Origin of the sequence: Maridesulfovibrio sp. (genome assembly GCF_963666665.1) — a bacterium.
GTDB lineage: Bacteria > Desulfobacterota > Desulfovibrionia > Desulfovibrionales > Desulfovibrionaceae > Maridesulfovibrio.
This window is the reverse complement of record NZ_OY762999.1, coordinates 4,086,590-4,109,896: the sequence shown is the minus strand read 5'-3', so window position 1 is coordinate 4,109,896 and position 23,307 is coordinate 4,086,590. Positions and strand designations below refer to the sequence as shown.

Genomic DNA, 23,307 nt, shown 5'->3' with positions numbered 1-23,307 from the left:
CTCTAGGGCCCTAAAAACAGAAAGGCCGCGTCCTCGGACGCGGCTTTGAAAACTGCTGACAATTCAGATTCAAGAGAGTCGGATTAGCGACCTTTCTGGTTCGGAATAATTATTCCTGTGAGGTCCGTCTTAGTTGATAACGGATATTTTCTGGGCTTCGATTCCGGCGAAGACGAGATCCTGCTCGACCCTGCCTTCAATCTCGATCTCAGCATTAACGTCAGCAGGGAGGGATCCCGCTTTCGGGCTGAGGTCGATGATGATTTCACCGGTCTTGTCCTGAAATACGTATTTATTGTCGTTGATCTTTCTTACAATGTGTCCTTTTACAACTGCTTTGGTGTCAGCACCGGACACACGCGCTTCAGCAACAGTGGTTACGTCTTTGGATTTGAAATCCAGAGTTTCGGAAGTTGCTGCAGCAGCCACAATCACCAGGAGTAAAAGAAAAAGTACGCTCATTTTTTTCATCTCTTATTACCCGTCCCACCTTGGAGGTGGAAGTTAAAGATTTGAAACCTTATTTATGAAAATTATTTTTTTACCTTTATGAAAACGTCCGGATATTTTTTCCGTCCATTTTTTCTAAGAGGACCTGTTCTTGATCCGTTGATCAAGTAATAGTCCTCTCAATTTGATTATGCAATCAAAAAAATAAGCTATTTGTGAAATTTTGTACAAAACACCCCTTAACCCCTCATATTGCTTATAGATATTTTTTTCACAACCATTTTTTTGACATATGTATAACAATTCTAGTTTCGTAACACTATATTTTACCCCTAATTCAACACTGAACCCGGGTTCAACAAGAGCAATATCCCTTTACTGCAGTAGGAAATACAGGGTTATTTCCTTTCAGACCTCAAAATCACCATTTTCATTCTCGAAAAAGACTTATAATACGAATAAAAATCGAATTTATAAGCTCAACACAGTTTACAATTCTGAATGAACAGCAAATAACTTATTTCTTCACATTTAAATCCATTTGCTGTATTCACACTCTTCCATTATAAATACTGATAGCTAAACTTTGTCTAAAAAAATGGACTTAAAACTGATGAACGACGAAAAACTTCTCGACATAGTCTATGCGGACCGCAAAATTGTGGTGGTCAACAAACCCAGCGGGCTTCTTTCCGTGCCCGGACGTGGACCTGAGAATCAGGATTGCGTTGTAACGCGAGTCCAGAAAATGTTCCCGGAATGTCGCAAATTCCCCACCGTACACCGTCTGGATATGGATACTTCAGGATTACTGGTACTGGGATTGACTTCCCGGGCAGTGCGGGAACTGATGGAACAGTTCCAGCAAAGGCAAGTAAAGAAGAGATATGAAGCCTTATTGGAAGGTATAGTAAAGGAAGACAGCGGAGTTATTGAGATGGCTTTCCGCCTTGATCCCTATAACCGCCCGTATCAGGTCTACGATCCGATTCACGGCAAACTGGGCATCACCCACTGGCGCAAGCTGGGGATTGAAGACGGCATGACCCGAGTGGAATTCACCCCGCTGACAGGGCGAACCCATCAATTAAGAGTGCATTCAGCCCATCCCCAAGGACTCGGCTGTCCCATCGTAGGTGACAGACTCTACGGCTCCGGCACTGAGCCCGGACAGCTCAAGCTGCACGCCGGATATCTCTGCTTTGAGCATCCGAAGACAAAAGAAAAAATGGAATTTAAGATTGCGCCCTTGTTTTAAACAATAAAAGCCCTGCCGAATCACTTCAGCAGGGCTTTCATCTTAGAATCCATACAGGATCACCGGACCGCCCGGTTCTCCTATTCTTTAAGACTTTATATTATCCCATGGGACTGTTCTCTACGATATTCCAGATACCGCAGGGACATACATTGGCGCAGAATCCGCAGCCAATACATTTTTCAGGATTGCAGACCATTTCGAAATCCTTGCCTTCGCCGCCCTTGCGGGAAATTGCCGCCTGCGGGCAGACGGTTTCACAAAGACCGCAATCACGGCAGGAACCGCAGGAAGAACATTCCTGAGCACATTCCTGAACATCCTTAAAGTGAGTGAGGCGCGGATCAAAGTATTCGAGGGTCATACGGCTGTAATCGATAACGTCTTTAGGCTCAGCATGAGGACGCTTGCCGGTGAAGATTTCATCGAGAGTCTCAGCAGTTTCACGACCATGACCGATAGCGTGGGTCAGCAAACCGGGACGCACTGCGTCACCGATTGCGTAAACACCGGGTTCGGTGGTCTGGTAATCTTCGTTAACCACGATGTGACCACGGTCGAGAGCAATGGTATCGGGCAGGAAGTCGATATCCGGAGTATCACCGATGGACATGATTACAGTATCAGCCGGAAGAACTTCTCCGGACTTGAGAACCACGCCTTCATCAGTGATTTCCTGAGTAAAGCAGGGGTAACGGAACTTGGCGCCTACGTGCTCAGCTTCTTCACGCTCTTTACCGAAAGCGGCAGGCTTCTGAATGTCGATAAGCAGAATATCCTTCGCGCCGAGACGGGCACATTCGGTAGCAACGTCACAACCAACGTTACCTGCACCGATGATTACTACTTTCTCACCAACTTCTGCCTTGCCTTTCATGGCACTCTTGAGGAACTCAAGGGCCGGAGTGATGCGCTCATGACCGGGAATGGGAATGATGCGCGGCTTCTGGGCACCGATAGCGAGCACCACTGCGTCGTTGTTCTGGCGCAGTTCTGCGAAATCGTCAGCAGTCAGCTTCTTCTGCATGTGTACATGAGGAATAACCTTGGCTACGCGCTCAAGTTCAGCATCCAGTACTTCCTTGGGAATACGGCTGGAAGGAATAGCAGAAGCGATCTTACCGCCAAGCTTCTCCGCCATATCGTATACAACTGCTTCGTGACCCTTGCGGCGAATCTGCCAAGCAACGGAGATACCTGCGGGACCACCACCGATAACCGCTACTTTCTTACCGGAAAGGGGCGGCAGTTCTGGGGCCGGACTGTTAACGCCCTCGCGGCCCAGCTTGGTGATATCCACAGACAGCATATCCTTCACCCCTCTGGTACAACCGGTCATACAGAGGTTGGGGCAAAGATAGCCGCAGACAGTGGCGGGAAAAGGAGTATAAGAAAGAGCAAGGTTCACAGCTTCGTCAACAAGACCGTCACGGACCAACTGCCAGCGCTTCTGTACCGGCATCCCGGTAGGACATGCAGACTGGCAGGGAGCCTGATATTTACGGTTTTCCCAGACCGGAACAAAACGGCGCAGTTCACCGTGGGTGATAAGCGGAATGGGGGAACGATCAAGGTCGGTCAGGTCACCAATGAGGCCACCCTGCCCAAGCTCGCCATCCCATACCTGAGTACGGAACTCAGACATAGAGCGACGCTTGCGCCCGGTTTTCTCAAATGGGGACTTGGCGCGAATGAGCTGCCATTCCTTGCGTTCGGTCAAGGTATCATAAAGATCTTCACGGCCAATTTTGGCAAGGTTCTCTTTCAAGTTACTGCAGAGCCATTCCCAGTCCGCATCAGAGATGGGCTCAAGGATAGCATCGGCTGTGGAGAATTCACCGTGGGGTCCGCGTACGAAAATACGGCCGCCAACCATACCTACACAAGGACGGAAAGCGAGAACATTCTCAGGGTTCTGTGCTTCGTAACCGCAGACTACAGCGGTACCGCCAGCCATGAATTCAGCAAAATAGTCACCAACACCGCCAAGAATCCAAAGCTCCGGGGCATCAAAGCGCGGGTTGGTCTTGGTCATGGTCATACCGCGAGCACCTATATCGCCGTTGATGATAACCTTACCCTGAGCCATGGCGTTACATGCGCCGTTGGACGCATTGCCGTGGACAATGATTTCAGCACCGGCGTTAAGCCAACCTACGTCATCGGAAACTGAACCGTGAACATTGATAGTTGTACCGGGGAAGCCCTTGGAACCGAGACGCTGACCGGAAGTACCGATAACGTCGATCTCAATGGGTTCTTCCTTGGAAATCCAGAGCCGTCCGCCGATGCCGTGTTGGCCCATGGCGTCTATTTCAAGCTTGCGGGCTCCATCGGCAACCGCTTTCTGAATCCGCTCCTCAAGGATGCGGGATTCAATACGGGCGCCTTCTTCAAGACCGCTGATGCATATTTTTTCTGTTGCCATTTTAAATCTCCGTAAATCGTGAGCTGTTGTTAAACCACGTACTTGATGCCGAGTCTGTCAGCAGCATCACGGTCACTGATACCAAGCGCATCCGACATGCCGATAGGCAATGATGTGGAGCGGCCCAGAGGGGCGATAATCTTTTTGATTTCAGTGTCAAAGCTCAGATAGAAGTCAACAACCCTTTCAGCTACCTTTTCAGGATCAAGGCGACGGTAAAGTCTGGGGTCCTGAGAAGTAATACCCTTGGGACATACGCCGATGTTACAGACGTTGCAGCGGTCTTTTTCGGAACCGAGACAGCCTGCACCTGCCTGCATGACGTACTTACCGACCTGGACGGCACTTGCACCGAGCATGATCAGGGCAGCGGCGTTGGCTGCGAGGTTACCGGATTTACCGATACCACCGCCCGCGATAAGGGGCAGTTCGTTCTGCTTACCGGTTGTAACCAGAGCGTTGTAGCAGTCACGCAGGTTGCTGGCGATGGGGTGTCCCATGTGGTTCATGGAGACGTTGTATGCAGCACCGGTACCGCCGTCTTCACCATCAATGGCCAGACCTGCGGCATAAGGGTTACGGGTCAGGTTATTGAGAACCGCCAGCGATGTAGAGGAAGCGGAAATCTTGGGGTAGACCGGTACCCTGAATCCCCAGGCCATACTCATGGACTGGATCATCTTTGCAACTGATTCCTCAATGGAATACTGGGTCTGGTGGGTCGGGGGGCTGGGCAGGCTTACACGCTCGGGAACACCGCGGATAGCAGCGATGAGCTTGTTAACCTTGTACCACATGAGCAGTCCGCCATCACCGGGCTTAGCACCCTGACCGTACTTAATCTCAATTGCGCAGGGGTCGACCTTCATCTCGGGAATGGCGTGGATGATTTCATCCCAGCCGAAGTAACCGGATGCGATCTGGAGAATTACGTATTTAAGGAAACGGGAACGGAGAAGTCTGGGAGGACAACCACCCTCACCTGTGGAAATACGAACAGGCATGTTCAGCTCTTCGTTCAGGTATGCAACACCCATCTGGAGCCCTTCCCACATGTTCGGGGAAAGTGCACCGAAAGACATGCCGCCGATAACCAGTGGATAAATCTCACGTACCGGGGGTTTCCAACCGTTTTCCTGATAAGCCTTGAGACTGTCTTCCGGAGAAAGCACACGACCGAGTAAAGTATTCAGGCGGAACTCATGGCGACCTGCATCAAGTGCGGGGTCGGTAAGCATGGAAATACGCATGAACTTAATCTGGTCCAGCAGGGATTCACCGGAGTTGCGGCGTCCACCACGGGTGCGGGCGTTACCGCCGCGGTCATTGTGGAATTTCTGAGTGGTGGAACCTTCTTCGCGCTTGGGACCGATAGCATTGTTGGGACAGACCATGTTGCACATGGAGCAACCGATGCAAGCATAGGCTGGGTCGGTCTTCTGGCGGATGCCGTAAAAAACTGTATATTCATTCTCGGCTTTTTTCAGCAAGCTTGCGGGAGTCTTGATCTCGCGTTTGCGGAAGACACCGAGTTCAATAGCGTTGACCGGACAGACTGAAGTGCAGCGACCGCACTGGGTACAGAGATTCTTGTCCCACTCGATCTGCCAGTTCAGGTCTTTAACGCCTAAAGTTGACGGGGTAATTGGTCTTTCTGTGAGCATGTCTCTATCTCCTTGCAGTCGGGTCCGACGATTACTGTATCGAGGTGCATGGGCTGGAAGTCTTTTGACTTGTCGCGGTCGGGAATGACAGCGTCGATTCCGCAGACTTCGGAAGAGAAGGCGTAGATGCCGTCTTTACCGCCCACAATGCCGGGACGAAGCTTCTTGCGGTCCTGAACCATGAACATGGAACCGTCATCAAGTGTTCCGATTACACAGTTAGGGCCGTCGATAATCATCTTGCGGCAGGAACGCTTAAGGGTCGCGAGAAACTCGCGGTCCGGATGGTCGGCCATTTCATGATCCATAAGCGGAGTGATGATGTGCTTGTAGGCTCTGATATCCAGTCCCAGACGCTTGGTGGTGTAATGAGCGATATGGGTGAAGACCTCGGAGTCGGACTGATAACCCTCGTAACCAGTCACATTTCTGGACTGCAGATATTCCTTGATGGGGATAAACGCGGTGTTCTCACCATTGGTCATGGAGGCTACGCCTTCAATAAAGAACGGATGACAGGCGTAAAGGTTGATGGCGTAGTTTGTGTTCTGCCTGCCCTGTGCCATAATACGGCGGGCAAAAAGGTTACGGTTGGCACCGAGCTGAAGCCATTCACCGATTTCAAGCGGATCACCTACTTCTTTGACAACGATGGTATCAGGCCAGAAAGAGAAGACCATAATGTCTCCGTCTTCTTCGCCCATCTTGCGCAGTTCAAGACGCATTTCAACCAGCTTCTGACCCTGCTGTTCAGGGGTCAGTTCGTCCCATCCACGGGGAACCTTGTAAGCAATGGCTGCATATGTACCGCGAACAGGAGTGCCTTCCGGCGGTTCGGTATCCGGGGTGTAAAGGATGCTGTACTGGGACTTAAAACCATGATCCATGGTATATTGTTCCAGTCTGCGCAGACCGGCTTCGGTAAAGATACCGGAAAGAATGGGACAGCCCTGCAATTCTTCTTCAAAACGACCGCCCAGTCCCCTGAGGCAGAGCCCAACGCCGGAGCCGTCATGACCTTCTTTCATTGTATTAAGGGCATTGATGGCCAGCATGGGTGAAATCGGATCGCGACTTGTAAGCGCAAATAAACGGCACATATTGTCAGATCACTCCATGATTATAAGGTTCAACAGATACAGCAGCCCGGGGAGGCAGAAGTCGGACGGCTCCGAAACTCTGGAAGGTTTCCGGCAGGCAGCTGACGCGTTTTTTTATTGAAAAAGTATCAGCCAATGCGGCTCTAATCTATTTATATTTCGAAATGAGTAATATGTGCCAGCTCTTTTTTGACATTTTGAGTTTTTCCACCTCTCAAAATTGGCACAAACGCTTTTTCAGGAATCTGAAATTGAATCGAAATCAGAATATAAAGATCATTTTTTTGCAGACTAGAGCGATTCAGAGATTAGACAATGTCAGAAAAAAACAATTTTGGCAAACAAAAATACGAAAATGAAGTTTTTAAATCCGAAACTGACTATTCAAGACTCTCAAACCGGTCATAACACCTCAAAAGCAAGGGAAACCTACCGCCAAGACACACAACGAACAACCCCAGACAATACACTAAAATAAAAAGATATTTAGCTTCAAAAACGAACAAGATATTTGCCGTTTATACCAAAGTGGCAATCTCGAAAAACACTCAATTCTACTTTTAGCAAAAAGCGACAATCAGCCATAAAAAACGCTCTTCAGTCATTATTGATAGCGTAATTATATGGTCACAAATCAAGCTTGCGAACAGAAGAGCGAAACAAGCTCCCCTGCAAAGTGACCGGTCTCCACATCTTAAACCTCAAAAAATTACATTTTTGGAAATTTTCTCAATGAGCATCGAACATACCCTACAAAAATGTAGCCAGAGACCCGACTGAGAAGAAAACAACCCAGAACATCAAAATCAGGTTTCCACCCATACTACTTGCCCATTTTTAAACAAAATAGTTATGCTCAAAACGCAATAAACCTAAGGAGAATGCAAATGAACCGCGCAGACATTAAAAGAATATTTGAAGCCTACTTTGAGAAATACAAAAAAACGGAAGGAGACCGCACTGCATGGTCGGCTGTCTGGCTGGAAAGCACAGCGGCTGGAGTGTTGGAGCTGAATATGACCAAATGCCCCAAGGGGACCACGTTTAAAATTTTCGTAAACAAGAAAAAAGAGTCACAGGTTCTGGGCTGGGATTCATATTTCGCAACCATGGACGAAATATCAGCCAGATTTCCGGACCTCTACGATGAAGACAAGCTTTTCACTGAAATGGAATTTGTTATTTGAGCAAGAACCTATCCAGCATCACTATCATTTGAGCAACAAGACGGTCTTCTCCAACTTCGGAATCAAATACAACCACCCGATGCGAGACCTGCTCTATCACCAGATGAACCAGTTCGGCAGCAGCTTCAAGATCGGCAACCTTTAGTTGTTGCCTCCGGGAACCTAAAAAATCCATTAGCCCTTCGCGAGTCCTACGATCCCGCTCGCGCCCGATAGCTGAAATTTTTTCGTCGGTAGCCTCAAGAGCTATCATTTCCCTGAAAAACATACGGTTGTTGCGATAATACTCCACAGAAGAAACTGCAAGCATGCGCACTACTGCGCTAAACGGCTCTCCATCATCAAGCATAGTCCGAGCCTTGGCAAATAGATCTGAACCTATTCGACCCTGAAGCAGATTCATTACTTCAATGAAAATCACCTTTTTATTTTTAAAGTAGCGGTACACCGATCCCGTGGCCACTCCGGCAGCGGCGGCAATATTCTTGGTATTGGCTCCGGCGTACCCCTTTTCAGAGAAGACCTCCAGAGCTGCTTCCAATATATCATTTCTGGTTACATCCGCCCTGTCCTGCACAATTTCAAAATTCCCGTGTTTACGAACCATATGCCTCGCCATCTAATTGCTTAGTTAAATTATCTTTTGAGAAATAGATGAACTCAATGTCACTTACCGTCAACAAAAAAACCGGAATCAGATAAATCTGATTCCGGCTGCTAATAAATACTGTGACAGATTTAGACCAAAAAACGTGAAAGCTGCTGCATATCAACCCCCAAAGACTGCGGGTCAGGCTGGCGCATAACCTGAACACCCTGACCGTCTTTTTCATATGTAGCAAGATCAAGACACTCGGAGTGCACAGGCTGCATCTTACTATTAAACAAGACTTTAACCTTCGGATGCCGAGGTTTTGTCTCATTGGTTTCCAGAACAAGAGCAAACCGCAAATCATCCAGCTGAACCATGGTTCCCGGAGGATAGATCCCCATCACCCTTATAAATCGGTTCAGGTAGGCAGGATCGAAATCCGTACCCTTCCATTTGAACATCAGACTCAAAGTCTTGGCAGGAGTTACTGCTTTTTTATAAACCCTGACGCTGGTCAGCGCATCATAGACATCACTGATAGCAATAATCCTCCCAAAAGGGTGGATATCTTCACCTGTTACGCCATTGGGATAACCGTTTCCATCAAAGCGCTCGTGATGTTCAAGCACACCACGCAGCACAGCCTGATCAAGCCCCTCAACTCCTTTGAGAACCTCAAGACCTTTACGGGAATGGCTTTTCATGACTTCATATTCAGAATCAGTGAGCTTGCCGGGTTTATTAAGAACCTTGTTGGGAATACGCCCCTTTCCAACATCATGAAACAAGGCCGCAATCCCCAGCATCTCAAGCTCCTCGCGCTGCAAACCAAGAGCCTTTCCCAGCAACAGGGAATAAAGGTTCACATTGATGCTGTGCGTGTATGTGTATTCATCATACCTTTTGAGAAACGCAAGCGTCAGGGCGGCAGGCTCATTGGTTGTCAGGCTGTCGATCACCTCACCTACAATGGGGGCTGCTTCTTCAACAGCCACAGTCTTCCCCTGACGCACGTCCTCAATAAATTTACGAGCATAATTCAGTGCTTCCTCATGAACCCGGCGAGCTTCAGGCAAGGCTTCAGCCATATTACGTGCTGCATCGCCAGCTGTATGAGCCCCCTTCTCACAGGAGAAGCTCATATTCGGCAGGATCTTACCGCTTATTATCTCAACCTGTTGGGTTTCATCAGGCAGATACTTCGCAATATCCTCATACGATTCAATATATTTACCGACTTCAACCAGAGGATCTTTAAACGTACCGGCTCCATAGCGCTGGACATACATTCCCGGTTTTACGTCTTTCTTTTCAATTATCTTTACCTCATCAGACACCACAACACCCTCTCATTCATAAAACAAAAATCTTCCCGCAAGGACAAATAACTTATCCTTAAATTATCAATTTAAAAAGCACCTTTCAGATAAAATAATACCTCAATAAAACCAGTTTATTACCGTTACAATTATAAATTAGATTCAGTCGAAAATGTCCATAACAGGTATCATTGAAAGTAACTCAACACCAGACAACACTTTAATAATATTAAAAAAACACCAAAACAATTTATCTTTTGGCAAATGCGACTTGACCTACTTCAAAGGATGTTCTACCCAGAACTTTCAGCAACTGAAAGGTTGCCCTGCAACCTGTACCCAAAGCAGCCTCACTTCCGGAAAGACCTTTTCGGCAGTGGCTGCATTTTTATTGACAACGACGGAATAATTAGAGGTTTATGGAATGAGCACTATACCCATTTCAAAAGAAGGATTTGCAAAAATCAAAGCGGAGTTGGCATCTCTTAAAAAAGAGCGCCCTGAGGTAATCAAAGCCATTGCGGAAGCTCGCGAAGAAGGCGACCTGAAAGAAAACGGCGGTTACCACGCAGCCCGGGAAAGACAGGGAATGCTTGAAGCGAAAATCAATTACATTGAATCGCGCATCCCCCAGTTCAACGTTGTAGACATGGCCACACTCGGCGGTGAAAAGATCACCTTCGGAGCGACTGTGACTCTTGAAGATATCGATACCGGCAATGAAAAGACTTACACCATCATGGGACCGGATGAGAGCGATTTCAAAAAAGGAATCATCTCCATTGAATCCCCCGTGGGCAAGGCACTTCTCGGTAAAGTTGAAGGCGATGAAGTTGTGGTCAACGCACCCAAAGGCAAAATCGAATACGGAATTGTCTCTGTAATCTTTAACGGACCTATTTCCTAGTAAAACAGGTTTTCCGTCAGCCAGTAACAGGGCCGCAGGTTCTGAACCAATACAATTAAACGGGGGTGCGTCAAGGCGTACCCCCGTTTTTATAATCTTCAGCGAGCGTTCACATGCACGGCACGGAAATATTTACAAACAACATATCCTGCTCCGGCTACTGCTCCCGGTGTGAAACTACCCACGCTTTAGGCCCGGGAAACGCTGTACGGCTATGCATTGAATTGATGCAGAAACTGAACAACGAAAAATGCACTGACTTTGAGCTGCCACCGGAGCAGCGAAACCCTCTTTTTTCAACCGACTATCTTTTCGGAAACGCGCGCGGACAGATGTTTGGAGTCATGACCTATCTGGATCATGATGGATGTGAACAGTATGCCAAGGCTTTTTCCGGACAATACAACGGATACTGGGAAATTCCCGGATGGGTTAGCCCGATTATCGATCCGACCGAATTCATGAACCTTACCGATTCCACGGAAAAGGAAATCAAAAGAATCGGCCGTGAAATGACCGGACTTACTCCCGGGACTGCGGAACATGCAGAACTTTCTTCCCGACGCAAAAAGCTTTCGCAAAACTTGATGCGCGAAATTCACGCCATCTACAGAGTACGTAATTTCCGTTCCGAAACATGTCCCATGCCGGAAATAATATACGGCGCAAAGGGTATTCCCACAGGAACAGGGGATTGCTGCGCCCCGAAACTGCTGAATTTTGCATCCTGCAACGGATTTATTCCGTTGGGAATTGCAGAGTTTTATTACGGCAAAGAGAACCGTTCCCGCACAAAACAACATAAACAATTCTACCCTTCATGCATTGAAAAATGCAGCCTGATCCTCGGCTACATGCTCTGCGGGCTTTAAAAACATTCTTCGGCAATTTCTTTGATATTTTTCTGTCAATAAGGAATCTTTCACAGTACAATCCAATCTACGGAGGAATATTTTAATGACAATTGCTAGTTTTAAAAGACTTATCCTGACCATTTCAACTGTCTGCTTGTTCATATTTATTTCAGGATGTGCACAAAAACAGACCTACTACCCTGTTTATGAAAACCCCACTAACATCAAGTGGATTGCAGAAGATATTGACGGCAAGCCTATCGAAGGATTCACCCATATCTGGATGCGCCTTGACGACAACGGCAAGATTTACGGTTCCGGCGGCTGCAACAGCTTTCGCGGCGAGTACTCCCGCACAAACGGACAATTCAATACCGGACCGCTGGCAATGACCCGCAAGGCATGCCCTAAAAACATAGCCCTGCAGGAGTTCAAATTCATGCAGGCATTGGAGAGGGTCCAAACCATGCAGGAACGAAACGGCATGCTTTACATGGAAGGAGACGGCAACTCCTTACTTTTTTATAAGGGCCACTAATCCGAAAGAACCACGGGATATCGCATGAGTGAAGACGTATACTCTCCGAAGAGTCCGGCCGAGGAGTACAATCCTTGCAGCTCGGACATTCTGGATCAACACGAGAGGATAAAAAAAGACGTTACAGCGGAATTACTAAACTCCGTACCTAACCCGGCCTTTATTCTTAACAGTGACAGAAGAATCATTCTGTATAACCCCACTCTTTCCGAAGTTGCCGGAGAAAAACGGACAGACAAAATTCTCGGACGCCGTCCAGGTGAGCTTTTCCGATGTTGCAACGCACAAGGGAAGAAGTGCGGGGAGTCGATACCATGCGTACAATGTGGAGCATTGCGAGCAATTCAAACAGCAATGACCGGAGAAAGTGCTGAGGAGATCTGTATGCTGCTGTCACACGTGGACGACAAGGTCAAGGCATACACGCTCAAGGTTAACGCATCCCCATTAACAATCGGGGAAGAACAATTTTTTATAGTTCATTTGACGGATATTTCAGACAGTATGCATAAGGAAATGATGGAAAGGGTTTTTCTCCATGACCTTCTGAATGCGGTAAACGGCATAGTCAATGCCGGAACATTACTCAAAGAAGATTCCGAAAGTAGCGAACAACGAGATCTGGCAGGGATGATTGTGGACCGGGCACGTTTTATGGCAAATGAAATTGACGCCCACAGGCTGTTTCTATCCGCCGAGACCAGACAGCTCGAGGTCAACAACGAACCGGTAATCGTAAAGCAGGTACTTGACTCAGTCTGCGCTTTATACACCGGCAGCCAGATGACAAAGGACAAAAACATCTCCTTAAAATCTGAAACCGAAGAGTTTGCTTTAACAACTGACAAACGAATCCTTTACCGCATCATTGAAAATCTGGTCAAAAACGCCATTGAAGCTTCTCCGGCAAACAGCACTGTCGGGATTAAGGCCACGACTAAAAACAATCACGCCCTGTTCACTGTTTCCAACAAGGGGACTATTCCCATGACGAATGCCCACCAGATATTCCAAAAATCCTTCTCGACGAAAGGTAAAGGAAGAGGACTGGGCACATACAGTGTAAAAATATTTACTGAGAATTACCTCCGTGGAAGAGTCTGGTTTGATTCATCACAAGATGACGGAACCAATTTTTATGTGGAAATTCCCCTCAGCCATTCAACGGGAGCATCAGCGGTTGACCCTTGTCCCAATAATCTGCAGAATTAATAAGGAAGGATTTCCATGATTGACAATTCCAAAAAGTTGTCCCTCTGCACGGCAGTTGCTGCACTTGTGACACTGCTGCTCATTATTCCCTTTTATCAATCTTTTGACCTGCCCATAGCCGAAGCCGCCCATTCATTAAAAGGGACGTTTGCAATAACCCTCGGCAAACTGCTCAGCGACCTTGCCTCCAAGCATGCAATCCAAACCATTTCTTTTTTAGCCCTGCTGGGCGGAAGCATTGACGCCATGCTTAATGGACTCAAGTACAGGTCCCGAACTATGCTGCTGATAGCTTTATCAACCATGACCGCCATGCTTATCGGAGACGAACTTAAATGGTTCTTCGGCCGCTGCCGTCCGCCAATGTTTTTTGAAGACGGTTCCTACGGTTTTACTTGGTTTTCCGGCAAATATCTTCAGAACTCGTTTCCTTCAGGACACACCCTGCGCATCTTTTCATTAACAACGACGATAGCCTTGGTCCTGCCACGCAAAAAATATATTCCTATCATTCTGGCCGTGCTGATTGGAATCAGCCGGGTTGTTGTGGGCAAGCATTATCCCTCAGATGTAATTTTCGGATGTTTCATCGGCATTACCTGCGCAGTCTGGACGCATTACTTCCTATACAGAAACGCTAAAAATTGAATTTAATGATTCTAAAAAAAATGGGCCGCCGGAACATTCCGGCGGCCCATTCTATTTAAGCTTGAATTATTAACTACTCTTCAGAAGATTCTGCCTTCTCGACAGATCCCTTCCTGTTCTGGATCTTAATCAATGTCACATAGAACAGCGGCACAAAAAGCACCCCGAGAATTGTAGCTGCGATCATACCCGCAAAGACCGAAGTACCAAGAGCATGACGGCTGGCAGAACCGGCCCCCTGAGCTATTACCAGCGGTACAACACCAAGGATAAACGCAAAAGAAGTCATCAGGATCGGCCGGAAACGTAATTGCGCTGCCTGCACGGCTGCATCGAGAAGGGATGCTCCCTGTTCATACTTGGCCTTAGCGAACTCAACAATCAGAATTGCGTTCTTCGCGGCAAGGCCGACAAGCATGATCAAACCGATCTGGGCATATACGTTGTTGTCCAGCCCGCGCAGGAACTGCCCGGATATGGCCCCGAACACACCAAGCGGTACAGCAAAAACAATCGCCAGCGGGATGATCCAGCTTTCATACTGCGCAGCAAGCACGAGAAAGACCATCATGACTGCCAGCGCAAAGATTACAATAATCTCGCCGCCGGACTTCTTCTCCTGATAGGCGATGTTGGTCCAATCAAAACCATAGCCTCTGGGCAGGGTATCACGGGCGACTTTTTCCATTACCGCCATGGCCTGTCCTGTACTGTAACCGGGAGCGTTGGAGGCTGTGATTTCAATAGCACGGAATAAGTTGTAACGCTGAATGTACTCCTGACCGAAGATCTTCTTCTGGTTCAACAGAGTGGAAAGAGGAATCATCTTTCCGGTATTTCCGCGCACATAAAACTTGGAAACATCCTCAGGACTGGTCCTGAACTCGGAATCGGCCTGAGCCATAACCCGATAGGTCCTGCCGTACTTGTTAAAATCGTTAATGTAATATCCGCCAAGGAAAGTCTGCATTGCTGTGAACACTTCGTTAAGCGGAATACCAAGCTTGCGGACCTTATCACGGTCAACATCAACAAAGAGCTGTGGTACATTGGCACTGAAAGTGGAGAACACGCCGGTAAGTTCAGGACGCTTGCGCAGCTCGGCCATATAATCCTGCGCAGCCTGCGCCAACTCTTCAACTGTTCCGCCGGAACGGTCCTGCAGTTCAAACTGCAATCCGCCAGTAGAACCGATGCCGTTAATTGGCGGCGGGTTGAAGCAAATTACCACAGCCTCCTGAATTCCAAGGACCTTCTGCTGAACTTTTCGCAGAATGGCATTTACATGCAGTTGCGGATCCTTTCGCTCATCCCATGGATCAAGGGAAGCAAACAGAGTCGAGGTGTAGGACGAATAAGCACCGGTAATCAGGTTAAAGCCGCCCAGTGCAAAATAAGTCTTCACCCCCGGCTCATTTCTCAGAATATCCTCAACCTGTTTAACAACCGCATCTGAACGCTCAAGCGAGGCTCCCTCGGGAAGCTGAACGTTAATCATGAAATAGCCCTGATCCTCGTTGGGAACGAAGCCGGTAGGCACTGTTTTGAACAAGGTATATGTTCCAAACATGAGAACCCCGAAAATTCCCAGCGCAACAATTGATTTGCGCAGAATCAGACGGACCCCGGAAGTATAGCCAGACGTGACTTTACTGAAATATTTGTTGAATTTTTTAAAGAACCATCCCAACGGACCGCGCATATCCTTTTGCGGACGCAGCAGCAAAGCAGACATGGCCGGAGAAAAAGTAAGCGCGTTAATGGACGAAATGGCAACGGACACTGCGAGAGTCAGTGCGAACTGCTTGTACAGCTGTCCTGAAATACCACCCATAAAAGCCACTGGTACGAACACGGCGATAAGAACCGCAGTGGTCGCTACAATCGGCCCGGAAACCTCTTTCATGGCTTCCTTGGTAGCAGTCTTGGCGTCCATTCCTTCCTCATCAATCTTGGATTGTACAGCCTCGACCACAACGATAGCATCATCGACAACAATACCGATGGCCAAAACCATACCGAACAGGGTCAAGGTGTTGATGGAGAATCCCAGCACTTGGAAGAAAGCAAAGGTACCGACCAGTGAAACCGGCACCGCAATCATGGGCACGATGGTAGCACGCAGGTTCTGCAGGAAAATGAAGACAACTACGAATACGAGAGCCATAGCCTCGTAAAGTGTATCCATAACTTCATCAATAGATGCAGTTACGAACAAGGTGGTGTCATAAGGAATGTCGTATTTCATCCCGGTGGGGAAATCTTTGGAAAGCTCATTCATCGTGGAACGAACGTTTTCAACAATATCCAGAGCATTTGCACCGGGCAACTGATAAACCAGCAGCATTGCGGCATCAATTTCACCCTGTCTTCCGAAGGCAGAATAGGATTTTGACCCCATTTCCACACGTGCCACGTCACGAATATGTACGGTGCTGCCGTCGGGGTTGGCTTTAACGATAATATTGCCGAATTCCTCCGGTTCACTGAGACGTCCCTTAACCCTGACAGAGAGCTGGAACTGCTGGCCGGAAGCTGCCGGGGGCTGCCCAACCTGACCAGCAGGAGCCTGTAAGTTCTGCTCCTGTACTGCGGCTATGATATCATCCGCTGTAATTGCCAGCCGGGCCATTTTATCAGGATCAAGCCAGATGCGCATACCATAATCCTGATCTCCAAACAGAGAAACGCTACCCACTCCCGGGATACGGGAAATGGCATCAAACAGATTAATCTTGGCGTAGTTGTTCAGAAAAAGAGAATCATATGTTCCTTCCGGTGAAAGGAGGCTAATTACGCAGATCATGCTTGAAGACTGCTTCTTAACACTTACCCCGGACTTGGTTACTTCCGAAGGCAGCTGGGGGGTAGCAAGGCTGACCCTGTTCTGAACATCAACGGTCGCCAGTTCAAGATCACGTCCCAGATCAAAAGTAACGTTGAGCACCATACGTCCGTCGTTGGAGCTGATGGAGTTCATGTAAAGCATGTCCTGCGCACCGTTAACCTGTTCCTCAATGGGGGCCGCAACAGTCTGCTCCACGACATCCGCACTGGCACCGGTGTACTGGGCCGCAATCTGTACCGTAGGCGGGGCTATCTCAGGATACTGGGCAATAGGCAGGGTAAAAATACTCAGCAAGCCCACCATTGTAATAATAATGGAGATAACGGACGAAAAAATGGGTCTGTCGATAAAGAAATTGACCATGGTTCTTCCTGCGAAAAATTATCTCCCCGCGATTGCGGGGAGATTTATTGAATGGGGTTACTATTTATCAATTTTAGAGCTGTCTTGAGAGATTTGCGGGGTAACTGGAGTTCCGGGACGAATCTTGTTCACGCCGTCAGCAATGATCAAGGTTCCGGACTCGATTCCGGTTTTGACAACGGTGTTGCGGTCATCGCTATAATCAACAGTTATGTGCTTTTCTACAACAGTACCGTTAGAAACGGTCAATAACGATTTACGTCCCTGAACATCAAGCAACGCCCTTGTGGGGACCACCAACGCGCTGGGGTATTCCTTAAGGCAAACCACAACCTTGGCATACTGACCATCACGCAGAATCCTTTCCGGATTAGGAAACTCAGCTCTGATTCCAAGTGTTCCGGTTGAAGAATCCACAGCACGGTCAGCCATGTTAAAAGTTCCGTTGTGATCGTAGAAGCCGCCGTCAGCCAGAATGATCCTGAGATTCGTGGGCGTTTCAGGCTTTCCTTCTTTTCTGCGTATTTCCATTTCCCGAGCAGCAACGAGATATTCTTTTTCAGGAATGCTGAAATTTACATAAACCGGATCGACAGCAGAAACAGTAACCAGAACGGTTGCCTCTGCGGCAACCAGAGTCCCCGGTTCAACCTGAGTTCTGCCGATAATGCCATCCATGGGAGACTTGATCTGGGTAAAACCCAAATCCAGATTAGCCTGCTCAACCTGTGCCTTGGCGTTACTTACGTTAGCCTCAAGCACCTGCTTGTCGGTAATCTTGGAATCAAACTCTTCGCGGCTGACCGCTCCTTGATCAAAAAGAGCCTTAAACCGCTGATAGTCCTTCTTAGCCTTGGCAAGGGTTGCCTGAGTACTGGCAAGCTCAGCCTCTGCTTTTTTCAGAGCTTCGCTGTAAGGCCGGGGATCAATGACAAAAAGGAGCTGACCTTCCTCAACCCGCTGACCTTCGGTGAACAGCCTTTCTTTAATATGTCCCTGAACACGGGCTTTGATGTCCACGGTCTTCAAAGCTTGAATCTGAGCTACGTATTCTCCCATTACAGGAAATTCGTGTTCCGTAACTTTGATCACTTTGACCGGCATGGCTTGGGCTGCTGCCTTGTCGTCTTTTTCATCACCAAAACATCCGCCCAGAAAAACCGACATGGTCAACAGGACAAAGAGAAAAACAACGGATGCCTTCAACTCAGCAGCCGCACGAAAAAAAGATTTCACAAATTCCCCCTAAGTAGCATTTCAAAGAAAGGGACCACGCTTGAAACAGTAATCCGACTCCCAATTGCATTATAACAAAAAAAGTAAGGAGACATTAACCGATTACTATTCCAAAAAAAAGTAAATTATTATGTACTGCACTTAAGAAACTAATGATGCAGCCTGCCTTTTATCTGCTCAATTGCCCGCGGAATTTCCTCGGCAGCCAGCAACTTTAAATTGTCATATCCAGCCTTGAATTCAGCGCTGGGATAGGTGCGGTCCACAAGACTGGAGCAATACAAGCTCGGAAGCTTATTTAAAACCACGCAAACAATATCAAATAAGCACTTATCACACTGACAAAACTCAACTTCTGCCCGCTCGATAAAGGCTTGCAACTCGTTATAAACTATCTCTTCAGCAAGATTAACAATTTCATCGCTCGTAAAGAAATCCTTCATTGGCAACATGGTCTCCCCCTATGCTTAAACTATTACACAGTTAATACTTATTATTAAAACTATAGCGCACAACAAGAGCTATTCAAAGCCAATTTTAAAATCCACTAAACAAAAAAATCCGGTACGAAAGCCGCACCGGATCATCTAAAGTATATACTTTGAGTATGCTACCAATCACACAGAACTTTATTTCTCCCTGTTTTTTTGGCCTCATAAAGTCTGTTATCAGCCCTGCTTACCATTGCGGTAAGGGATTCATCCATATTAGCAGTGGCTCCAATTGAAACAGTAAATGTTATAATTTCTCCCTTAAAATCCACAGAAAAACACTCAACCTGTTCTCTAAAATCTTCAAGGAAATCAAGAAGCTCATCAGCCTGAATTCCATCAAGAATAATCGTAAATTCTTCTCCGCCAAACCTTGAAACCAATCCCGAATCACCTACATATTCTGCCAGCAAAGATGAAAATTCCTTTAAAACCTCATCTCCGGCATCATGACCGTAAGTGTCATTAATTTTTTTGAAATGATCGATATCAAGCATCACCACACAAAGATCACTTCCTAAGGTCATAGCCTGTTCATAAATGGGAGTTCCACGCTCAAAGAAATATCTCCTGTTCCACAATCCGGTAAGATAATCCTTGTTAGCACGATCACGGGAGGCCTGAATAAGTTCGATAAATTCAAGGTTTGAGTTTACCCGGCAAAGAATCTCTTCAACAGAGGCTGTCTTCTGAATAAAATCATTCGCTCCTTGTTTAAGAAAAAGCGGTGCAGTGCGTGATTTACTATCTGATGACAGCACTATAATGCTAAGCTCATCCATGGAACGAATGGAACGCAGATGCGCGGTAAGTTCAAGCCCATCCATTTCGGGCATGTAATAATCTGTCAAAACCAGCTTGATATCATTGTTTTTGTAAAAAACTTTTGTAGCAGAGCGGCCATCTTCAGCCTGCAATACTGTCAGCCCCTGCCGCATGAGAATTCTTGAAATCCAGTCTCGTACGGAGGAAGAATCATCAACTACCAGAACTTTGATCCCCTGGTTTTTGAAAACACGACTGACAATACGGGAAATGTATTCGGCCTGATCAGACTTCTTAAGTACGTAATCGACAATACTTTTCTTGGCCAGAGACTCCAGAGCCTTTTCATCCATGGATGCAGTCACAGCAATGGCTGGAATCCTGTTATCAAGCAACAGGTCTATTCCCATGCCGTACTCCGCATCATCAAGCAGCATGCTGCTCAACCCTACAAAATACTCGTTTGCGGCAATCAATTCCTTCGCACTATCATAAGTGCAGGCAAGGTCACATTCAAAACCGGCCTTCAATAGAGTTGCCCGGATAAACTTGGCCGTAGCCTTGCTTGGCTCTATAACAAGAACTCTACTCACAAAAGAACTCCCCCATAGACAATAAAAAGGTTAAGCCTGAACTTAACCTACAATTAACAACTGATTCTTCATAAGCCATTATTTTTTTTGTTAAATGGCACCCTTATTCTCTAACACATGTATCACATCCACACACAGCGTACTTGGATTCAGCTCGTTGCTGCCCAAACAAAAGTTTTATTTTTTTACGCAGTTCTTCCAGCATTGCCGGGTCAACTTCAGTAACAGGGCACCCGACTCCCATCTTAGTGAGGCAAAAAGTATGTACAGGTTCTATCCCCATCTTTTTCAACATAATCTGGGAACAGCCCTTTTCACAGCCATCTATCACGATGAGATCACGGACCTTGCCTGCTTCCGCAATGAACTCGTCCAAGCCGGCACCGATCCCCGCAAGGCAGACCATTTTGGCAAAACCGCTCCTATTCAACTCTACGGCAAGGCTGTTCGCGGCCTGCCCTGAACCTGATCCTCCCGAACAACTGACTACTAAAAAACCGGTTTCATATTCTTCATCTATCATGCAGAACCTCCCGAAAATATTATTCCGTTTCCACAGTATCACAACTTCGACCCCAGAAAAAAGTCAAAAAAAAAACAGCCGCACTGCTGAAACAACAGTGCGGCTGATGAAGACAAATCAGGTCAGTCTAAATGATCATATTAAAAAGATAGCCCACGATGAGGATTCCGCTAGCCACAACCCCGACAAAGACAGCAATCAGCTTGGGTTTAAGAACCTTGCGCAGAATGACCATCTCCGGAAAGGAAAGAGCGATGACGCTCATCATGAAAGCCAGCACTGTTCCAAGAGCTGCCCCCTTACCCAGCAGGGCATCGACAATAGGGATAACCCCGGCAGCATTGGTGTACATGGGGATACCCAGAAGCACAGAAGCAGGAACGGCCCACCAGACATCCTTACCCATAATGGAAGCCATCATATCTTCGGGAACATAGCCATGAATAGCGGCACCGGCTGCAATACCGAGCACAACGTACAGCCAGACCTTACCGACGATGTCCTTTACTGAATCAAGACCGAAAACAATACGGTCCTCAACGCTCATGCCATTCTGCGGGCCGTTGTTCTGTGCAGTAGCCAGCTTAACCCAGCCTTCCACATGCTTTTCCATGCCCAGCCTTCCGATAACCCAGCCGGCTACAATCGCAATGGAAATACCGGTAACAAAATAAAGGGCAGCTACTTTCCAGCCCATAAGTCCATACAAAAGGACCAGCGCCACTTCATTAACCATCGGCGCGGAAATCAGAAAAGAAAAAGTCACGCCCAAAGGAACTTCCCCGGCAACAAAACCGATAAACAGTGGAACTGCTGAGCAAGAGCAGAACGGGGTAACAACACCGAGCAGTGCGGCAAGAACATTACCGTAGGATTCTCGTTTCCCGGCCAGAACTTTCCGAGTCCACTCCACGGTCACGTATGAACGGATAATGCCGATACCGAATACAACCAGCACCAACAGCATCAACACCTTGGGGGTATCGTAGATAAAGAACTGTACAGCTTCACCCAGGTGACTGCCCGGTATCAGGCCGAACAAACCAAAGGCTGCATACTTGGAGAATGGCAACAGCTGTGAATAAATTGCATACCAGAGCAGTAACCCACCGGCCATAGCCGCCCAAAGCGCATTGCCTTTGATGGGTAAAGATGAATCTTTCTGAGCCCCTACACTCGTTTCAGCTTCAGGATTCAAACCCAGAGGTTTCAATCCCTTGGGTTCTGACGAACACGCACACGGTTTGATATTTAACTCTTCCATTACTTTCTCCCATCTTTATATTTTGCCAAATAAGAAACTATTAACTCAAAAAAGAACAGCCGCAACAAAGTCACAGCTGTTCCTGCTTACAATTTTTTTATGGAACTTGCAGCGTAGGCCTTGGCCTGCTCTTCAAATTTTCTGGCAAAAAAGTTTTCAAGACAATTCAGGAATCCCGGCACACAATCCATGTTCAGGCTGTAGTACACGTTGGTCCCCCGCTTGTTGTCTTTAAGCACTCCTGCATCCTTGAGCAGGGAAAGATGCTTGGACACGGTGGAAATGTCCCGGCCCACAATGGGCACAATATCGCAGACGCAAAGTTCGCCATCACACAGGGCTTCCACAATGGCAAGCCTGCTGGGATGCCCCAGTGCCTTGAACACTTTTGATTTTGTCTCGATATTTGCTGTCATGATAACTTCTCCAAACTTTCCTGTTTGGCAAAATATAAAAATTAACTCAATTCTGTCAAGTTCCGGCAATTAAAAGAATCCTGAAACAACAGATCGAGAAAAGATAACTGTTCAATATAGCGCCTAAATAAAATTAAGCGGAATGTCTAGATGATTCCATTTTCCATTCACGAACCATCTCCCGGACATCTTCATACTGCGCACTTTCTTTTTTATAATGCTCAGCAAAAACGTGCAGCGCTGTTCCGCCGCGAGGTGAGAATATTCCTTTCACCCGCATCCACAGGGGGGAAAGACGGCCGACGAAATGATCGAGGATATTGTTGGTGATGGTTTCCATAAAAGACTGATGGTTGCGGTAAGCACCCATGTACAGCTTGAAACTCTTGGACTCAACACAGAGTTCATCGGGAATGTATTCCACAATGATAGTCGCGAAATCAGGTTGCCCGGTAACCGGGCAAAGCGACGTATACTCCGGAAATTCAATGCTGATGATGTAAGGCCTGCCCGGGAAATTGTTCGGGAAGGTTTCAAGTATTTCGGGACCGGGAGCGCTGTAGTTATACTCTGTAGCCCCGGCCTGACCGAGAGACACAAGGGATTCGGTCTTATCCTGACTTTTGGTTGTTTTCATAGTGATCTTCTCCA

21 protein-coding genes are annotated in these 23,307 nt (G+C 47.3%); 7 read left to right on the top strand and 14 right to left on the bottom strand.

The window, feature by feature from the left end; all coding sequences use genetic code 11:
* Window positions 1-129: 129 nt before the first annotated feature.
* Window positions 130-462: a NirD/YgiW/YdeI family stress tolerance protein gene (locus tag ACKU40_RS18730; RefSeq protein ID WP_015853143.1), complete on the bottom strand. Its 333-nt coding sequence runs from the start codon at window positions 460-462 to the stop codon at window positions 130-132.
* A gap of 601 nt (window positions 463-1,063) precedes the next feature.
* On the opposite strand from ACKU40_RS18730, the gene ACKU40_RS18725 reads away from it, so the two are divergent.
* Entirely contained in the window at window positions 1,064-1,708 is a 645-nt protein-coding gene (locus ACKU40_RS18725; protein WP_320174298.1) for an RluA family pseudouridine synthase, read from the top strand.
* A 100-nt stretch (window positions 1,709-1,808) separates the two neighbouring features.
* On the opposite strand, the gene ACKU40_RS18720 is transcribed toward ACKU40_RS18725, so the two are convergent.
* The 3 genes from ACKU40_RS18720 to ACKU40_RS18710 are packed head-to-tail and all read right to left on the bottom strand — an operon-like array spanning window position 1,809 to window position 6,900.
* The gene (locus tag ACKU40_RS18720) at window positions 1,809-4,136 is read right to left on the bottom strand and encodes an FAD-dependent oxidoreductase (protein ID WP_320174297.1); all 2,328 of its coding nucleotides are present in this window, start codon (window positions 4,134-4,136) and stop codon (window positions 1,809-1,811) included.
* Between the two features lie 29 nt (window positions 4,137-4,165).
* Window positions 4,166-5,800 carry a glutamate synthase-related protein gene (locus ACKU40_RS18715; RefSeq protein WP_320174296.1) on the bottom strand — a complete coding sequence of 545 codons (1,635 nt, stop codon included), beginning with the start codon at window positions 5,798-5,800 and terminating at the stop codon, window positions 4,166-4,168.
* The gene (locus ACKU40_RS18710; RefSeq protein ID WP_320174295.1) at window positions 5,764-6,900 is read right to left on the bottom strand and encodes a glutamate synthase; all 1,137 of its coding nucleotides are present in this window, start codon (window positions 6,898-6,900) and stop codon (window positions 5,764-5,766) included. Before ACKU40_RS18710 ends, ACKU40_RS18715 begins: the two co-directional genes overlap by 37 nt.
* Window positions 6,901-7,787: 887 nt before the next feature.
* Between ACKU40_RS18710 and ACKU40_RS18705 the strand changes: the two genes are divergently transcribed.
* Window positions 7,788-8,087, top strand: a complete 300-nt coding sequence (locus ACKU40_RS18705; RefSeq protein ID WP_320174294.1) for a hypothetical protein — start codon at window positions 7,788-7,790, stop codon at window positions 8,085-8,087.
* Here the strand turns inward: ACKU40_RS18705 and ACKU40_RS18700 are convergent.
* Both ACKU40_RS18700 and ACKU40_RS18695 read right to left on the bottom strand, forming a co-directional pair.
* Entirely contained in the window at window positions 8,080-8,694 is a 615-nt protein-coding gene (locus ACKU40_RS18700) for a TetR/AcrR family transcriptional regulator (protein WP_320174293.1), read from the bottom strand. The genes ACKU40_RS18705 and ACKU40_RS18700 overlap by 8 nt on opposite strands.
* Before the next feature lie 131 nt (window positions 8,695-8,825).
* Entirely contained in the window at window positions 8,826-10,016 is a 1,191-nt protein-coding gene (locus ACKU40_RS18695) for an HD-GYP domain-containing protein (protein ID WP_320174292.1), read from the bottom strand.
* 406 nt (window positions 10,017-10,422) lie between these two features.
* Between ACKU40_RS18695 and greA the strand changes: the two genes are divergently transcribed.
* From greA to ACKU40_RS18670, 5 genes are all read left to right on the top strand, one after another.
* Window positions 10,423-10,905, top strand: a complete 483-nt coding sequence (greA, locus tag ACKU40_RS18690; protein WP_320174291.1) for a transcription elongation factor GreA — start codon at window positions 10,423-10,425, stop codon at window positions 10,903-10,905.
* 227 nt (window positions 10,906-11,132) lie between these two features.
* A complete protein-coding gene (locus tag ACKU40_RS18685) occupies window positions 11,133-11,777 on the top strand; it encodes a hypothetical protein (protein ID WP_320174290.1) in 645 nt (214 codons plus the stop codon).
* A gap of 85 nt (window positions 11,778-11,862) precedes the next feature.
* Entirely contained in the window at window positions 11,863-12,297 is a 435-nt protein-coding gene (locus tag ACKU40_RS18680) for an META domain-containing protein (protein WP_320174289.1), read from the top strand.
* A 24-nt stretch (window positions 12,298-12,321) separates the two neighbouring features.
* Window positions 12,322-13,509, top strand: a complete 1,188-nt coding sequence (locus ACKU40_RS18675; protein WP_320174288.1) for an ATP-binding protein — start codon at window positions 12,322-12,324, stop codon at window positions 13,507-13,509.
* Window positions 13,510-13,524: 15 nt separating this feature from the next.
* Window positions 13,525-14,157: a phosphatase PAP2 family protein gene (locus ACKU40_RS18670; RefSeq protein ID WP_320174287.1), complete on the top strand. Its 633-nt coding sequence runs from the start codon at window positions 13,525-13,527 to the stop codon at window positions 14,155-14,157.
* Window positions 14,158-14,230: 73 nt separating this feature from the next.
* On the opposite strand, the gene ACKU40_RS18665 is transcribed toward ACKU40_RS18670, so the two are convergent.
* From ACKU40_RS18665 to queF, 8 genes are all read right to left on the bottom strand, one after another.
* Window positions 14,231-17,368: a multidrug efflux RND transporter permease subunit gene (locus tag ACKU40_RS18665; protein ID WP_320174286.1), complete on the bottom strand. Its 3,138-nt coding sequence runs from the start codon at window positions 17,366-17,368 to the stop codon at window positions 14,231-14,233.
* 60 nt (window positions 17,369-17,428) lie between these two features.
* Complete coding sequence (locus ACKU40_RS18660; protein ID WP_320174285.1) at window positions 17,429-18,604, bottom strand: efflux RND transporter periplasmic adaptor subunit; 1,176 nt, start codon at window positions 18,602-18,604, stop codon at window positions 17,429-17,431.
* A 149-nt stretch (window positions 18,605-18,753) separates the two neighbouring features.
* Window positions 18,754-19,056 carry a late competence development ComFB family protein gene (locus tag ACKU40_RS18655; protein ID WP_320174284.1) on the bottom strand — a complete coding sequence of 101 codons (303 nt, stop codon included), beginning with the start codon at window positions 19,054-19,056 and terminating at the stop codon, window positions 18,754-18,756.
* A gap of 158 nt (window positions 19,057-19,214) precedes the next feature.
* A complete protein-coding gene (locus ACKU40_RS18650; RefSeq protein ID WP_320174283.1) occupies window positions 19,215-20,453 on the bottom strand; it encodes a diguanylate cyclase in 1,239 nt (412 codons plus the stop codon).
* 103 nt (window positions 20,454-20,556) lie between these two features.
* Window positions 20,557-20,976, bottom strand: coding sequence for a putative zinc-binding protein (locus ACKU40_RS18645; protein ID WP_320174282.1), 420 nt, complete (start codon window positions 20,974-20,976; stop codon window positions 20,557-20,559).
* A gap of 127 nt (window positions 20,977-21,103) precedes the next feature.
* A complete protein-coding gene (locus tag ACKU40_RS18640) occupies window positions 21,104-22,240 on the bottom strand; it encodes a permease (protein ID WP_320174281.1) in 1,137 nt (378 codons plus the stop codon).
* A gap of 86 nt (window positions 22,241-22,326) precedes the next feature.
* Window positions 22,327-22,656 (bottom strand): helix-turn-helix transcriptional regulator, encoded by a 330-nt coding sequence (locus ACKU40_RS18635; RefSeq protein WP_015853162.1) that lies wholly within the window; start codon window positions 22,654-22,656, stop codon window positions 22,327-22,329.
* 133 nt (window positions 22,657-22,789) lie between these two features.
* Window positions 22,790-23,293 (bottom strand): preQ(1) synthase, encoded by a 504-nt coding sequence (gene queF / locus ACKU40_RS18630; protein ID WP_320174280.1) that lies wholly within the window; start codon window positions 23,291-23,293, stop codon window positions 22,790-22,792.
* Between the last annotated feature and the right edge of the window lie 14 nt (window positions 23,294-23,307).

Bases quoted from the DNA above. Each gene is read 5' to 3' on its own strand.
- ACKU40_RS18730 (WP_015853143.1), bottom strand. From the start codon at position 462: ATGAGCGTACTTTTTCTTTTACTCCTGGTGATTGTGGCTGCTGCAGCA.
- ACKU40_RS18725 (WP_320174298.1), top strand. From the start codon at position 1,064: ATGAACGACGAAAAACTTCTCGACATAGTCTATGCGGACCGCAAAATT.
- ACKU40_RS18720 (WP_320174297.1), bottom strand. From the start codon at position 4,136: ATGGCAACAGAAAAAATATGCATCAGCGGTCTTGAAGAAGGCGCCCGT.
- ACKU40_RS18715 (WP_320174296.1), bottom strand. From the start codon at position 5,800: ATGCTCACAGAAAGACCAATTACCCCGTCAACTTTAGGCGTTAAAGAC.
- ACKU40_RS18710 (WP_320174295.1), bottom strand. From the start codon at position 6,900: ATGTGCCGTTTATTTGCGCTTACAAGTCGCGATCCGATTTCACCCATG.
- ACKU40_RS18705 (WP_320174294.1), top strand. From the start codon at position 7,788: ATGAACCGCGCAGACATTAAAAGAATATTTGAAGCCTACTTTGAGAAA.
- ACKU40_RS18700 (WP_320174293.1), bottom strand. From the start codon at position 8,694: ATGGTTCGTAAACACGGGAATTTTGAAATTGTGCAGGACAGGGCGGAT.
- greA (WP_320174291.1), top strand. From the start codon at position 10,423: ATGAGCACTATACCCATTTCAAAAGAAGGATTTGCAAAAATCAAAGCG.
- ACKU40_RS18685 (WP_320174290.1), top strand. From the start codon at position 11,133: ATGCAGAAACTGAACAACGAAAAATGCACTGACTTTGAGCTGCCACCG.
- ACKU40_RS18680 (WP_320174289.1), top strand. From the start codon at position 11,863: ATGACAATTGCTAGTTTTAAAAGACTTATCCTGACCATTTCAACTGTC.
- ACKU40_RS18675 (WP_320174288.1), top strand. From the start codon at position 12,322: ATGAGTGAAGACGTATACTCTCCGAAGAGTCCGGCCGAGGAGTACAAT.
- ACKU40_RS18670 (WP_320174287.1), top strand. From the start codon at position 13,525: ATGATTGACAATTCCAAAAAGTTGTCCCTCTGCACGGCAGTTGCTGCA.
- ACKU40_RS18665 (WP_320174286.1), bottom strand. From the start codon at position 17,368: ATGGTCAATTTCTTTATCGACAGACCCATTTTTTCGTCCGTTATCTCC.
- ACKU40_RS18655 (WP_320174284.1), bottom strand. From the start codon at position 19,056: ATGTTGCCAATGAAGGATTTCTTTACGAGCGATGAAATTGTTAATCTT.
- ACKU40_RS18645 (WP_320174282.1), bottom strand. From the start codon at position 20,976: ATGATAGATGAAGAATATGAAACCGGTTTTTTAGTAGTCAGTTGTTCG.
- ACKU40_RS18640 (WP_320174281.1), bottom strand. From the start codon at position 22,240: ATGGAAGAGTTAAATATCAAACCGTGTGCGTGTTCGTCAGAACCCAAG.
- ACKU40_RS18635 (WP_015853162.1), bottom strand. From the start codon at position 22,656: ATGACAGCAAATATCGAGACAAAATCAAAAGTGTTCAAGGCACTGGGG.
- queF (WP_320174280.1), bottom strand. From the start codon at position 23,293: ATGAAAACAACCAAAAGTCAGGATAAGACCGAATCCCTTGTGTCTCTC.